Annotated in this window: 10 protein-coding genes; 3 read left to right on the top strand and 7 right to left on the bottom strand. The window is 59.9% G+C overall.

Going from position 1 to position 13,038, the window contains the following annotated elements; genetic code table 11:
* Window positions 1–10 precede the first annotated feature (10 nt).
* Window positions 11–2,080 carry a 4-alpha-glucanotransferase gene (gene malQ / locus J2Y91_RS06565; RefSeq protein ID WP_133622538.1) on the top strand — a complete coding sequence of 690 codons (2,070 nt, stop codon included), beginning with the start codon at window positions 11–13 and terminating at the stop codon, window positions 2,078–2,080.
* A gap of 65 nt (window positions 2,081–2,145) precedes the next feature.
* Here the strand turns inward: malQ and fabF are convergent, their stop codons facing one another.
* The 3 genes from fabF to gntX all read right to left on the bottom strand — a co-directional run bounded on the left by fabF (window position 2,146) and on the right by gntX (window position 4,912).
* The gene (gene fabF, locus J2Y91_RS06560) at window positions 2,146–3,429 is read right to left on the bottom strand and encodes a beta-ketoacyl-ACP synthase II (protein ID WP_133622539.1); all 1,284 of its coding nucleotides are present in this window, start codon (window positions 3,427–3,429) and stop codon (window positions 2,146–2,148) included.
* 165 nt (window positions 3,430–3,594) lie between these two features.
* A complete protein-coding gene (nfuA, locus tag J2Y91_RS06555; RefSeq protein ID WP_133622540.1) occupies window positions 3,595–4,170 on the bottom strand; it encodes a Fe-S biogenesis protein NfuA in 576 nt (191 codons plus the stop codon).
* Window positions 4,171–4,228: 58 nt separating this feature from the next.
* Entirely contained in the window at window positions 4,229–4,912 is a 684-nt protein-coding gene (gntX, locus tag J2Y91_RS06550; RefSeq protein WP_099753507.1) for a DNA utilization protein GntX, read from the bottom strand.
* A 34-nt stretch (window positions 4,913–4,946) separates the two neighbouring features.
* Here gntX and bioH point away from each other — a divergent pair, with 34 nt between their 5' ends.
* Together bioH and J2Y91_RS06540 are read left to right on the top strand one after the other, a co-directional pair.
* Window positions 4,947–5,720: a pimeloyl-ACP methyl ester esterase BioH gene (bioH, locus tag J2Y91_RS06545; RefSeq protein WP_133622541.1), complete on the top strand. Its 774-nt coding sequence runs from the start codon at window positions 4,947–4,949 to the stop codon at window positions 5,718–5,720.
* A 133-nt stretch (window positions 5,721–5,853) separates the two neighbouring features.
* On the top strand, window positions 5,854–6,120 hold the full coding sequence (locus J2Y91_RS06540; protein ID WP_048917698.1) for a YdgH/BhsA/McbA family protein: 267 nt from the start codon (window positions 5,854–5,856) through the stop codon (window positions 6,118–6,120).
* A gap of 33 nt (window positions 6,121–6,153) precedes the next feature.
* Here the strand turns inward: J2Y91_RS06540 and J2Y91_RS06535 are convergent, their stop codons facing one another.
* The 4 genes from J2Y91_RS06535 to J2Y91_RS06520 all read right to left on the bottom strand — a co-directional run bounded on the left by J2Y91_RS06535 (window position 6,154) and on the right by J2Y91_RS06520 (window position 12,952).
* Window positions 6,154–7,842: an alpha-amylase family glycosyl hydrolase gene (locus J2Y91_RS06535; protein WP_133622542.1), complete on the bottom strand. Its 1,689-nt coding sequence runs from the start codon at window positions 7,840–7,842 to the stop codon at window positions 6,154–6,156.
* An 81-nt stretch (window positions 7,843–7,923) separates the two neighbouring features.
* Window positions 7,924–10,227: a Fe(2+) transporter permease subunit FeoB gene (gene feoB, locus J2Y91_RS06530; protein ID WP_133622543.1), complete on the bottom strand. Its 2,304-nt coding sequence runs from the start codon at window positions 10,225–10,227 to the stop codon at window positions 7,924–7,926.
* Window positions 10,227–10,466 carry a ferrous iron transporter A gene (gene feoA, locus J2Y91_RS06525; protein ID WP_048917691.1) on the bottom strand — a complete coding sequence of 80 codons (240 nt, stop codon included), beginning with the start codon at window positions 10,464–10,466 and terminating at the stop codon, window positions 10,227–10,229. Before feoA ends, feoB begins: the two co-directional genes overlap by 1 nt.
* 152 nt (window positions 10,467–10,618) lie before the next feature.
* Window positions 10,619–12,952 (bottom strand): Tex family protein, encoded by a 2,334-nt coding sequence (locus J2Y91_RS06520; RefSeq protein WP_133622544.1) that lies wholly within the window; start codon window positions 12,950–12,952, stop codon window positions 10,619–10,621.
* Window positions 12,953–13,038 lie beyond the last annotated feature (86 nt).

Below are 13,038 nucleotides of genomic sequence, written 5' to 3'. Positions count from 1 at the left end.
GGAGCGGCTTATGGATGCAAAGAAGTTTGAGCAGGCCGCTGCGGCGGCCGGTATTTCAGCCAAATATATTAACGCCTTCGGCCAGCCGGAAGCGGTCAGCCGGGAGACGCGTGAGAAGCTGCTGGCGGCGATGAGTGAGCCGCTGAAGAGTGAGGATGCGCCGCTGCCGCCCTGCAAAGTTTTGTTGAAAAAGCGCGAGCAGCGGATGGAGATTGGCGGCAAAGGGCGCTTTCAGTGGTGTTTTACCAGTGAAAAAGGACGCGAGTTTTACGGCGAGGTGAACGGCGGCGAGCAGATTCGCCTGCCGCAGAATCTGCCCAACGGCTACCATCAGCTGCTGCTGCGTCAGGGCAAAAAACAGTGGCCGTGCCGGATTATTATCGCACCCAGGCGCTGTTATGAGCCGGCAGAACTCAAGCGCGGGCAGAAACTGTGGGGCGCCACCGTGCAGCTCTACACCCTGCGCTCGCAGCACAACTGGGGGATGGGGGATTTCAGCGATCTGAAACGCATGGTGACAGATATTGCGCAGCGCGGGGGGGCATTTATCGGCCTCAACCCGGTGCATGCGCTCTATCCGGCGATGCCGGAAAACGCCAGCCCTTACAGCCCCTCATCACGGCGCTGGCTTAACGTGATGTATATCGACGTCGCGGCAGTGCCTGATTTCCAGCACAGCGCTGCCGCCCAGCGCTGGTGGCAGCAGAAAAATACCCAGCAGGCGTTAAAAAAGGCGCGCGACACCGAGTGGGTGGATTACGCCACGGTGGGCGAGCTGAAGCTGCAAGGGCTGCGTCACGCCTGGCAATCTTTCCGCCAGCGCGATGAGCAGGATGCCACCCGCCAGCACTTCGCGCAGTTTGTTGCCGACGGCGGCGAGAGCCTGTTTTCGCAGGCGACCTACGATGCTTTGCACGCGGCGATGCTGAAGGAAGATGCCAGCCGCTGGGGCTGGCCGGTGTGGCCCGCCGACTATCAGCACGGCCAGAGTGAGGCTGTGCAGCAGTTCAGCCGCGATAACCCTGATGAGGTGCAGTTCTGGCTGTGGCTGCAGTGGCTGGCGAATCGCCAGTTCGATGAGTGCTGGCAGCAGTGCCAGCAGCAGCAGATGCCGATTGGCCTGTATCGCGATTTAGCGGTCGGCGTGGCGGAGGGGGGCGCGGAGACCTGGAGCGATCGCGAGCTCTATCGCCTGAAGGCTTCGGTCGGTGCACCGCCGGATATCCTCGGTCCGCTGGGTCAGAACTGGGGCTTGCCGCCGATGGATCCGCACGTGATGACGGCACGCGGCTATCAGCCGTTTATCGATCTGCTGCGCGCCAATATGGCAAGCTGCGGCGCGCTGCGTATCGATCATGTGATGTCGCTGCTGCGCCTGTGGTGGATCCCCTACGGCGAGACCGCTAACTTCGGCGCCTACGTCTACTACCCGGTTGACGATCTGATGGCGATCCTCGCGCTGGAAAGCGAGCGCCATCAGTGCATGGTGATCGGCGAAGATCTCGGCACGGTGCCGGTGGAAATTGTCAGCAAGCTGCGCGATAACGGGGTTTATTCGTGGAAGGTGCTCTATTTCGAGCAGGAGGGGATGGACCGCTACCGTTCTCCAGCGGCGTGGCCACGTCAGTCGATGGCGAGTGCGACCACGCACGACCTGCCGACGCTGCGCGGCTTCTGGAGCGCCGGGGATCTCACTCTCGGCGAAACCCTGGGCCTCTATCCGGATAAGGTGGTGCTGAGCAAGCTGTACGCTGACCGTACGCGGCAGAAGCAGGCGTTGTTAAACGCGCTGCACCGCTATGGCTGCGTGCCGAAAAGCTGCGGTAGCCAGGCGGCGAAAATGGCGATGACGGCAACGCTTAATCGCGGCATGCAGCGCTTTATCGCCGACAGCAATAGCGCCTTACTGGGGTTACAGCCGGAGGACTGGCTGGATATGGAAAAACCGGTCAATGTGCCGGGCACCACCGATCAATACCCGAACTGGCGGCGCAAGCTGAGCGTGACGCAGGAGGCGATGTTTGCCGACCCGAGAGTCAACCGCTTGATTAAGGATTTGGATAAGCGGCGTAAAAGCTGAACACGGGACGACCGGAACAGAAGGTCGTCCCCTACAGCGGACCTTCTGTTTCGGTCCGCCCTGGTTTAAGGCGTAAAGGCTTTAAATATCACCGAGCCATTCACCCCGCCGAAGCCAAACCCGTTCACCAGCGTGCTGCCGATCGGCATCCGGCGCGCCTCATTCTGCACCACGTTTAACCCTTCAGCACCGCTGTCGAGCTGGGAAATATTCAGCGATGGCGGGGCAATACCGTCGCGCATTGCCAGCAGTGAGAAGATGGCGCCCACTGCACCCGCCGCACCCAGCAGGTGACCTGTGGCGGATTTGGTGGAGGAGATTGCGGTTTTCGCCCCGTCACCGAGCACGCGGCGTAACGCATTCATCTCCGCGAGGTCGCCGACCGGGGTGGAGGTCGAGTGCGCATTGATATAATCGATATCGCTGCCCGTCATCCCCGCCTGCTGCAGCGCAATGCTCATTGCCCTGGCTGCGCCTTCACCATCTTCCGGCCCGGCAGTGATATGGTATGCATCCGACGTGGTGCCGTAGCCGACCACTTCCGCCAGAATAGTGGCGCCGCGCTGCTGTGCGCTGCTCAGCTCTTCCAGCACCAGCATCCCGGCGCCTTCACCCATCACAAAACCGTCGCGGCGCTGATCGAACGGTCGTGAGGCCTGCTCTGGATGGTGGTTAAAGGCGGTTGAGAGGGCGCGTGCCGCCTGGAAGCCGCCGAGCGATACCGGGTTAATGCAGGACTCACTGCCGCCAACCACGGCGATATCCGCCTCATCATAGCGAATAGCGCGGAAACCATCGCCGATGCTCTGAATGCTGGCCGCACAGGCAGAAACTGGCGTGCCTAAGATGCCTTTAAAGCCGTATTTGATCGCCACATGCGACGAGGCAAGGTTGGCGATAAATGAGGGAATGGTAAACGGTGACAGCCTGCGACTGCCTTTCTCCGCCACGGTTTTCACCGCATTATTGATGGCGTGAAAGCCACCAATGCCGGTGGCAATAATCGTCGCGGTGCGCAGTTTTGCCGCTTCCGTCAGAGTGTGCAGCCCCGCCTGGCTTATCGCTTCTTCAGCGGCGGCCAGCGCCAGATGGATAAAGCGGTCAGCTTTACGCTGCTCCTTTGGGGGAATTAACGCATCGATATCAAAGCCGTACTCGGGGTCCTGAGCGACAGACTGAACCTGCCCGCCCACGCGAATGGCGGTGTCACCGTGCGCCTCTTCATCGAGATGACGAATGCCGGACTGCCCGGCGATCAGCCGCTGCCAGCTGCCTGCCACGCCGTTGCCCAATGGGCCAATCAGACCCATGCCGGTGATAACAACTCTTCTGCCAGTAGTATTCAACATGATGACCTGTAGGTTAGGGAAACTGATTTCAGTGTACACGTGTAAGCTGAAAGATCCACACTCAATCGCAGCGGGGGTAGGCGCGCTGAGACGGGAAAAGGGCCAGGATGAGGGGAATGGAGTGTAGGGGATGGGCAGGCCCATCCCGCTAGATAACGAGGTCAATCAGTAGAAGGAGTGCTCGCCGCGCTGGTGCTCGGTGAGGTCACGCACGCCCTTCAGCTCAGGGAAGGCGGCCAGCATCTCTTTTTCGATGCCCTCTTTCAGGGTCACGTCGACCATGGAACAGCCGTTACAGCCGCCGCCAAACTGCAGGATGGCGAAGCCTTCATCGGTGATTTCCATCAGCGAGACTTTGCCGCCGTGGCTGGCGAGCTGCGGGTTAATCTGGGCCTGCAGCAGGTACTCAACGCGCTCGACCAACGGCGCGTCGTCGTTCACTTTACGCATTTTGGCGTTTGGCGCTTTCAGCGTCAGCTGTGAACCCAGGTTATCGGTGACGAAGTCGATTTCCGCGTCTTCCAGATAAGGGGCGCTGAGCGCGTCAACGAAGGCGGACAGCTTCTCGAACTTTAGTTCGGTATCCGTCGCTTCTACTGCATCGGGCGGGCAGTAGGAGACGCCGCACTCTGCGGTCGGCGTACCCGGATTAATCACGAATACGCGAATTTGGGTGCCATCTTCCTGCTTTGACAGCAATTTTGAGAAGTGCTCTTGTGCAGAGTCGGTAATTAGGATCATGGCGATTGCTCAATAGTTGACTAATTTCGTTGGTTATAATACGCCCATCACCGACGCTCTACAAGGTTCGGCACAGGCACCATATCTGTATGCTGGCCGCGCCCTGGGCCAGCAAAATGCGGCTGATCTCAGCCACGGTACTGCCGGTGGTGACCACATCGTCCAGTAAGGCGATATGGTGACCGCGCACCTGCGTTTCAAGCCGAAACGCACCGCGCAGGTTTTTTCGCCGGGCGAGAGCCCCCAGGCGATGCTGCACTTTTCCAGCGCGCACCCGCGTTAGCGCATGCGGCAGATATTGGCACGGCGTCCAGCGCGCCAGCGCGCGGGCGATATCCTCTAACTGATTATAGCCACGCCGCCATGCCCGGTGATGATGCAGCGGCACGCTCAGCAGCAGGGAGGGGCGCATCAGCCCGTGGTCCCGCCGCCGCATTAACCAGCTTAGCAGTATTAGCCGCGCCAGCATTACCGCCTGTGCGGTGCCGTGATAAAACTTCAGGCGATTCACCAGCTGGCTGAGTGGCGGTTGCCAGGGCGTGACCGCAAGCAGCGCTCCCCAGGGCGGCGGGCGGCGCAGGCAGCGGCCACACTCGTGCAGGCCGCCATGGTGGCCTAATCCGCAGCGCGGGCAGCAGTGGCGGCGCAGCGGTAACCCCCGCAGACAAATGCTGCAGATCCCGTGGGCGGCCACAGCGAGCGGCATCTGGCATAGCCAACAGACAGCCGGCATTGGTAGCATAGCGACCTCATAAGCAAAAACAGGACCCTAACTCATGACGGCACTGCACTGGGAGACAATTGGACAGGGAGATCGCCATCTTGTGCTGCTGCACGGATGGGGGCTGAATGCGGGCGTGTGGCATTGCATCAGCGAGCGGCTCAGCGCACATTTTTGCCTGCACCTCGTTGACCTGCCGGGCTATGGCCGCAGCCGGAATTTTCCGGCGATGACGCTGGATGAGATGGTCGCGACGATTCTGCCGCAGGCACCTGAACGCGCTATGTGGCTCGGCTGGTCACTGGGTGGACTGGTGGCGAGCCAGCTGGCGCTGAGCCACCCTGAGCGCGTCAGCGGATTGATTAGCGTGGCTTCCTCCCCCTGCTTCAGCGCACAACCGCAGTGGCCGGGCATCAGGCCGGAAACCCTGAGCGGCTTCCAGCAGCAGCTCAGCGAAGATTTCCAGCGCACCGTGGAGCGTTTTCTGGCGCTGCAAACCCTGGGCACCGAGAGCGCGCGCCAGGATGCACGCCTGCTGAAAGGCGTGGTGCTGGAACAGCCGATGCCGACGCCGCAGGTGTTAAACGGCGGGCTGGAGATCCTGCGTACCGCCGATCTGCGCGCAGCGATGATCGTGCTGCAAATGCCGCTGCTCAGGCTGTACGGCGCACTCGATGGCCTGGTGCCGCGTAAGATTGCCGCGCTGCTGGATGAGCGCTGGCCGCACAGCCGCAGTCACATTATCGCCAAAGCTGCTCATGCACCCTTTATCTCCCATCCGGATGATTTTTGTCGTGAAGTGCTGGAGTTTGCGTCGCCAATACGTTGATAAACGTTGCAATAGTTACTACTTGCAACAATTTTGTCAGTTGCCGCACTTCGCGACAGCAACAATACTGTTTAACGGCAGCGCACGGCGCTGTCAGACAAACCGAAGTTTTGGCCTAAGGAGAGGATCCAGGATGAAAAAGATTATTGCTGTTACCACTCTGCTCGTCACCGCCGCATTCACCTTCAACGCCAGCGCTGCGCAAGAGATTTCGCGCGAAAAAGCGGCTGAGATGAAGCTGGAAAAAGTCGGCACCGTGACCACCAACTCAACGCTCGATCCGATGGATGCGAAAAAACACCTGTCAAAAAAGGCCGATGAGAAGGGCGGCAAGTATTTCGTGATTATCGCCGCAGATGAAGGCGACCATACTCACGCCCTGGCTGAAGTGTACAAGTAATCGATCTCCTGCCCACCGCGGGTGGGCAGTATTTTAGATTTTCAGCCAGCGAAAGCTCCACGGCGCCAGTTCCAGCCCCTGATGCCCATCCACCCGCTCATCATTCGCCACATCGCGATACCAGCGCGCTTCCGGCAGGGTATAGCTTACCGTTTTGCCACTCAGGTTGTAGACACACCACAGGCTCTCTTTTTCGTCCCGCGCCTGGCGCTGCATCACCAGCAGTGAATTATCGCTGTCGGCGATATGCATCGGGTTATCCGGATGGAACGCGGGCTGGCGTTTACGCACCTGCACCAGCTGGCTGAGCGCATACCACACCCGGTAGCGCAGGGAATCGGTCTCGCTCAGCGCCTGCTCAATGTCGCTGACGGCGTATTTCTGCCGGTTAATCGCCCGGTTATGCCCCGCTGCTTTTACCCCCTCCATATCATTGCGCGAGCCGAGAATGCTCTGGATATAAATCGCCGGCACGCCGGGGAAGGCCAGCAGCAGGGCATGCGCCAGCAGAAAGCGCTGCAGGCGGGTATCGTCATCGTCATCCCGTTGGTTCAGCGCATCCATATAGGTGACGTTGATTTCATACGGGCTGGTGCTGCCGTCAGGATTATTTTTATAGGAGATCAGCGCGCCTTCCATCGCCAGATCGCGCACCAGCGAGACAATTTCGGTTTCCGGCAGGATGCCGCGCAGCGGGTTCAGGCCGATGCCGTCGTGCGAAGCGAGGAAGTTGAAAAAGGTGGTGCTGCCACCGCTGCTGTCGAGCGAGGCCGCCCACTGGCGCAGTGCGCGCGCGGAACCGTAGTGAATAGCGTGCAGCACCAGCGGCGGCAGGGAAAACTGGTACACCATCTGCGCTTCATCGCGGCCGTTGCCGAAGTAGCTGATATTGTCTTTGTGCGGCACGTTGGTTTCCGTTACCACCACGGTGCCTGGGGCGACTTCGTTGGCAATGGCGCGGAACAGTTTCACCAGCTGGTGGGTTTTCTCCAGATGGATGCAGGAGGTGCCGGGGGTTTTCCACATATAGCCCACGGCATCCAGCCGCACATAGTCGGCACCTTTTTTCAGGTAGTCGAGCAGCACGTTAACCATAGCGATCAGCACTTGTGGATTGGCGAAGTTCAGGTCGATCTGGTCCGCGCTAAAGGTGGTCCAGATATAACGCGTTTCGCCGTCGGCCATGGTAAACGGCGTCAGCAGCGGCGAGGTGCGTGGGCGGGTCACGGCTGTTAAATCGGTGGCGGGGGGTATGCTGATAAAGAAGTCATCCCAGCCGGGATCCTGCGCCAGATAGTGCGCGAACCAGGCGCTGTGCGCGGACATATGATTGCAGACAAAATCGAACATCAGGCGCGTGTGCTGGTGCAGCTCGGCGATCTCCTGCCAGCTGCCGCACCGGGGATTAACCTGGTGATAATCTATCACCGAGAAGCCGTCGTCGGATGAATACGGGAAAAAGGGCAGCAGGTGAACCAGGTTAAAACTGGACTGTAAATGCTGCTGATAGAAGCGTGAGAAGGTGGTCAGGGTAGGGGTATCGTCCTGATGAAACTGGTCGGCATAGGCGATCAGCACCACATCGTTTTCATCCCAGTGGGCTTTTCGCTGCTGATGAATCTGCGCCCGCGCCTCGTCAATCAGCGTATGCAGGCGCTGCAGGTACGATGGCGGAAATGCGTATTCGTAGATCTTATCTATTAAGTTATTGATAATATCCATTTTTATTTCGGCTGCCACCGCAGGTGAAAAATCAGGCGTTATTTTTCACTGTAGACGCTGGTCACAAAATCGCAACTTACATCAGTGGCAATTGTCGCTTTTTGCGCAACCAGAGCAGCCGCTCACCCCATTTTTTACCGGGATTAGCCCCGGCCGGATGCGGATGCGTCGCAGGACTAGCAGCAGTAACGCATTAATCAGTATCACGCTGGCGATGATCAGCAGGCTGCTACGCGGGTGCTGGTCAAAACGGGCAAGTTGATAGAACAGGGCAGAGAGTGAGTACGCCAGATCGATGCCCCACACGACAGAGAAGAGCATCCAGCGGGCGCTGCTTTCGCGCGCGATGGCTCCCATCACCGAGACGCAAGGGACATACAGCAGCACAAAGATCAGGTAGCTGTAGGCGGCGGCATCGCTGGCAAATTTACTGTGCATGGTACCCATCGCACCGCTGGCCATTTCGGCATCGCCTTTACTGGCTTCAATCGGGTTCGCCAGCACGCTGAGGCTGAACGTCGCCCGCACGCTTTGCCAGGTTTGCACGGCGGCCTCCTTGAGCTGATCGATCAGGCTAAACTGCGCCGCGTCAAACGGCTGCCGCTGCAGCGCTTCTGCGGTGTAGAGCGTGTTGAGCGTGCCGACCACCACCTCCTTCGCCATTGCCCCGGTCAGCAGCCCGACGGTCGCCTGCCAGTTATCGCGTTGCACGCCAATCGGCGACAGCAGCGGGGTCAGCGTGCGGCTGACGCTGGCGAGGGCCGAGTCGTTGAGGTTACTGACCGGCTGACCGCTGAAGGTAAAACTGTTCAGCCCGCCAATCACGACGCTGACCAGCACAATCACTTTGCCCGCGCGCAGCGCAAAGCCGCGCAGACGCTGCCACGTCTGTAACAGCAGACTTTTAAGGTGCGGAACGTGCCATGTGGGCAGCTCCATCACAAACGGGCTGGCCGCGCCGCGCATCAGCGTATGCTTGAGCAGCAGGCCGGTCGCGATAGCGGCACCCATGCCGAGCAGATAAAGGCTGAATACCACCAGCGCCCCGCGCTGACCAAAGAACGCTGCCGCAAACACCGCGAAGATAGCCAGGCGTGCCCCGCAGGAGATAAACGGCGCCATCAGCACGGTAATCAGGCGCTCACGCGGGGCATCAAGCGTACGCGCACCCATGACTGACGGGACATTGCAGCCAAAGCCGACAATCAGCGGCACGAAAGATTTCCCCGGCAGGCCAAGCGCCTGCATCAAGCGGTCCATCACAAAGGCGGCACGCGCCATATAGCCAGAATCTTCCAGCAGTGAGAGAAACAGGTACATCATGCCGATCTGGGGGATAAGCGGCATCACCGTATTGATACCACCGCCAATCCCCTGCGCCAGAAACAGCGTCAGCCATTCTGGCAGGTGCAGCGTGATGCCCAGCCACTGCGTACCCTGAATAAACAGCGCCGCCGACCCGAGGTCGAACAGCGGCTGTAGCGCACCGCCGAGATTAATGGCGAGGAAAAACATCAGGTACATCACCAGCAGGAAGAAGGGCAGACCAAGCCAGCGGTTCATCGTCAGGCGGTCGAGATGCTGTGACACCCCCTTGCGCGTTCCCTGCTGCTGAATGGCCTGGCAGCACAGGGTTTCAATCGTCTGATAGCGGCTGCTGACGATGCTTTGCGCCACGTCTGCTCCTGCCTGCCGGGATACGGCGGGCAGCAGCCGGGCGGCATCCACGGCCTGCTGCTGGCTCCAGATATCCCCTTCCAGCATTTGCAGCGCCAGCCACTTTTTTTGCGCCGGCGAGAGGGGGGCCGCCATGGCCGCAGCCAGCTGTGCTACCGCCTGTTGCACCGCAGCAGGGTAGGCGACACCGATCTGCGCGCCGCGAGGTGGGTAATGGTCAATCGCCTGTTTCAGCCGATCAATCCCGCGGCCCCGAGTGGAAACCAGCGGCACTACCGGGCATCCCAGCGCCTGCTCCAGCGCCGCAATGTCTATTGTGATCTGCTGGCTTTCGGCCATGTCCAGCATGTTCAGCGCGATGATACAGGGCAGGCCCATCTCCAGCAGCTGCAGCGTAAGGTAGAGATTGCGCTCCAGATTGCTGGCATCCACCACGTTGATCACCAGCGAAGCCTCCATGCTCAGCAGGTACTGACAGGCGATCTGCTCATCCAGCGATGCCTGCTCCGAGAGAGTGGTCAGCGAGTAACAGCCGGGCAGATCGACCAGCTTCACCTGATGCCGGGCGGTGGTAAAGCGTCCCTCTTTACGCTCAACCGTGACGCCCGCCCAGTTGCCGACGCGCTGGCGCGCCCCGGTCAGCTGATTAAACAGGGTGGTTTTGCCAACGTTTGGGTTACCGGTCAGGGCGAGAGTCGTGTTTTTCATTAAGCTCCCTCCCCGGCTTCAATGGCTTCAAGCAGCAGCAGGGAAAGCTCTTTGCGGCGCAGCATCAGGCTGGTACGGCGGGTTTCGATATGCAGCGGGTCGCCGAGCGGCGCTACGCGCACCAGGGTAAAGCAGGTGCCGGGCAGCAGGCCCTGCGCCATCAGTTTCTGACGAAAAGCCGCGCTGAGCGTGGGAGAAAAACCGGTAATCCGGTAGCTGTGCTGGGGGATCAGTTGCATTGTCCTGGCCTGCTGAGATGTTGGACGGGAGAGTGAAACAATGAATTTTAATGAGAATGATTATTGCTCACATTGATATTGAGCAAGGTTATAGCGGAGAACGGGAGCGGTTTTTTGCAAAAAAGGGCGGGCCTGGCAGCCCGCCCTGAGGTTTAGCTCTTTTTACCAAACGCGGCGGCGAGGGCATCGCCCATCGCGCTGTTACCGGCGGGCTGCGCGGCCGGGCGTGGCTTGCTGCCTTTTGCCGGGCGCGCATTGTCACGGCCGTTAGCCGCGCTGCTACCGCCGCCACGACGCGCGTTGGTTTCACCCGGCTGCTCGTCCAGGCGCATGGTCAGGGCGATACGCTTGCGCTGCAGATCCACTTCCATCACCTTCACTTTGACGATATCCCCGGCTTTCACCACTTTATGCGGATCATCAACAAACTTGTCGGAGAGGGAGGAGATATGTACCAGGCCGTCCTGATGCACGCCGACATCGACGAACGCGCCGAAGTTGGTGACGTTGGTGACGGAGCCTTCCAGCACCATGCCCGGCAGCAGATCGTTCATGGTATCAATGCCGTCGGCAAACTGGGCGGTTTTGAACTCTGGACGCGGATCGCGCCCCGGTTTTTCCAGCTCTTTGATGATATCGCTGACGGTTGGCACGCCGAAACGCTCGTCGGTGAAATCGACCGCGCGCAGGTCGCGCAGCACGGACGGGTTCCCCATCAGCTCATTCAGCGCCTGTTCGGTGGCGGCGAGAATGCGCTCCACCACCGGGTACGCTTCCGGGTGCACCGTGGAGGCATCCAGCGGGTTATCGCCCTGTGAGATGCGCAGGAAGCCCGCGCACTGCTCAAAGGCTTTCGGTCCAAGGCGGCCCACTTTTAGCAGCTGCTGACGGTTCTGGAAGCGGCCGTTCTCATCACGCCAGCTGACAATATTCTGCGCGATCATTTTGCTCAGGCCGGCCACGCGGGTCAGCAGCGGCACTGAAGCGGTGTTCAGATCCACGCCTACGCCGTTTACGCAGTCTTCCACTACCGCATCCAGCTTCTTCGCCAGCTGGCTCTGACTCACGTCATGCTGGTACTGGCCCACGCCGATGGATTTAGGGTCGATCTTCACCAGCTCGGAGAGCGGATCCTGCAGACGGCGGGCAATGGATACCGCACCACGAATCGAAACGTCCAGGTCCGGGAACTCCAGCGCCGCCAGTTCAGAGGCGGAATAGACTGACGCGCCCGCCTCGCTGACGATCACTTTCTCGCCTTTCACCTGCGGGAACTGCTTCTGCACCTCAATGTAGAAACGCTCGGTTTCGCGTGAGGCGGTGCCGTTACCGATGGCCACCAGCTCAACGTTATGTTTGGTGCACAGCGCGGCCACTGTCGCCGCCGCTTTGGCGGTCTGCCCGGTGTGCGGGTAGATGGTATCGGTGGCAACCAGCTTGCCGGTCGCATCCACTACCGCTACTTTCACGCCGGTACGCAGGCCCGGATCGAGACCCATAGTGGCGCGCATCCCGGCCGGGGCCGCCATCAGCAGGTCATGCAGGTTGCGGGCAAACACGTTAATCGCTTCGTCTTCCGCCCGCTCGCGCACCGTGCCCATCAGCTCGGTTTCGAGGTGCAGCAGCACTTTGATGCGCCAGGTCCAGCTCACCACGGCTTTACGCCAGGCATCGGCCGGAGCGTTGTTGAGACGCAGGTTGAGGTGCTCGGTAATAATCTGTTCGCCGTGGCTTTCACGCGGCGGCTCGTCAAACTGCGGGTCGGCATTCAGCGACAGCTGCAGGATGCCTTCGTTGCGGCCACGGAACATGGCCAGTGCGCGGTGGGAAGGCACGCCGGACAGGGCTTCGTGATGGTCAAAGTAGTCGCGGAATTTCGCGCCTTCTTCCTGCTTGCCGTCAACCACGCGGGAGACGAGGTGAGCATTTTTCCACAGGTATTCACGCACTTTTGCCAGCAGGCTGGCGTCTTCGGCAAAGCGCTCCATCAGGATATAGCGCGCGCCATCCAGCGCCGCTTTGCTGTCGGCAACGCCTTTATCGGCGTCAACATAGCCCACAGCCAGCTGCTCAGGATCGTGTTTTGGCTCCTGCCACAGCGTGTTGGCCAGCGGTTCCAGACCGGCTTCAATGGCGATCTGCCCGCGCGTGCGGCGCTTCTGTTTATACGGCAGGTAGAGATCTTCGAGTTCGGTTTTGCTCAGCGTGGCGTTAATCGCCGCGGCCAGCTCGTCGGTCAGTTTGCCCTGATCGGCGATGGATTTCAGAATGGACTGGCGGCGGTCAGCGAGTTCGCGCAGGTAGCCAAGGCGGGTTTCCAGCTGGCGCAGCTGGGTGTCGTCCAGCCCGCCGGTCACTTCCTTACGATAACGTGCGATAAACGGCACGGTATTACCTTCGTCCAGCAGGCGAACAGCGGCTTCAACCTGTTCAGCTCGGGCCTGCAGTTCACTTGCAATCAGGCGGCTCAGCGAATCTTTCATCATTGGGATACTTTAATGGCTTAAGAAATTGGCAACAGTTATACGGATTGCAGCGGCAGAATGCTACTTTACCCTTCATACTTCAAGCC

It is taken from the genome of Erwinia aphidicola, from assembly GCF_024169515.1.
Taxonomy (GTDB): Bacteria; Pseudomonadota; Gammaproteobacteria; order Enterobacterales; family Enterobacteriaceae; genus Erwinia; species Erwinia aphidicola.
The sequence above is the reverse complement of the archived record's forward strand: the minus strand, read 5'-3'. Positions and strand labels throughout refer to the sequence as shown.

What these genes read in the sequence shown, in the direction of transcription:
- feoA (WP_048917691.1), bottom strand. Translation starts at nt 10,466, where the DNA reads ATGCAACTGATCCCCCAGCACAGCTACCGGATTACCGGTTTTTCTCCC.
- J2Y91_RS06540 (WP_048917698.1), top strand. Translation starts at nt 5,854, where the DNA reads ATGAAAAAGATTATTGCTGTTACCACTCTGCTCGTCACCGCCGCATTC.
- J2Y91_RS06520 (WP_133622544.1), bottom strand. Translation starts at nt 12,952, where the DNA reads ATGATGAAAGATTCGCTGAGCCGCCTGATTGCAAGTGAACTGCAGGCC.
- gntX (WP_099753507.1), bottom strand. Translation starts at nt 4,912, where the DNA reads ATGCTACCAATGCCGGCTGTCTGTTGGCTATGCCAGATGCCGCTCGCT.
- fabF (WP_133622539.1), bottom strand. Translation starts at nt 3,429, where the DNA reads ATGTTGAATACTACTGGCAGAAGAGTTGTTATCACCGGCATGGGTCTG.
- malQ (WP_133622538.1), top strand. Translation starts at nt 11, where the DNA reads ATGGATGCAAAGAAGTTTGAGCAGGCCGCTGCGGCGGCCGGTATTTCA.
- feoB (WP_133622543.1), bottom strand. Translation starts at nt 10,227, where the DNA reads ATGAAAAACACGACTCTCGCCCTGACCGGTAACCCAAACGTTGGCAAA.
- nfuA (WP_133622540.1), bottom strand. Translation starts at nt 4,170, where the DNA reads ATGATCCTAATTACCGACTCTGCACAAGAGCACTTCTCAAAATTGCTG.
- bioH (WP_133622541.1), top strand. Translation starts at nt 4,947, where the DNA reads ATGACGGCACTGCACTGGGAGACAATTGGACAGGGAGATCGCCATCTT.
- J2Y91_RS06535 (WP_133622542.1), bottom strand. Translation starts at nt 7,842, where the DNA reads ATGGATATTATCAATAACTTAATAGATAAGATCTACGAATACGCATTT.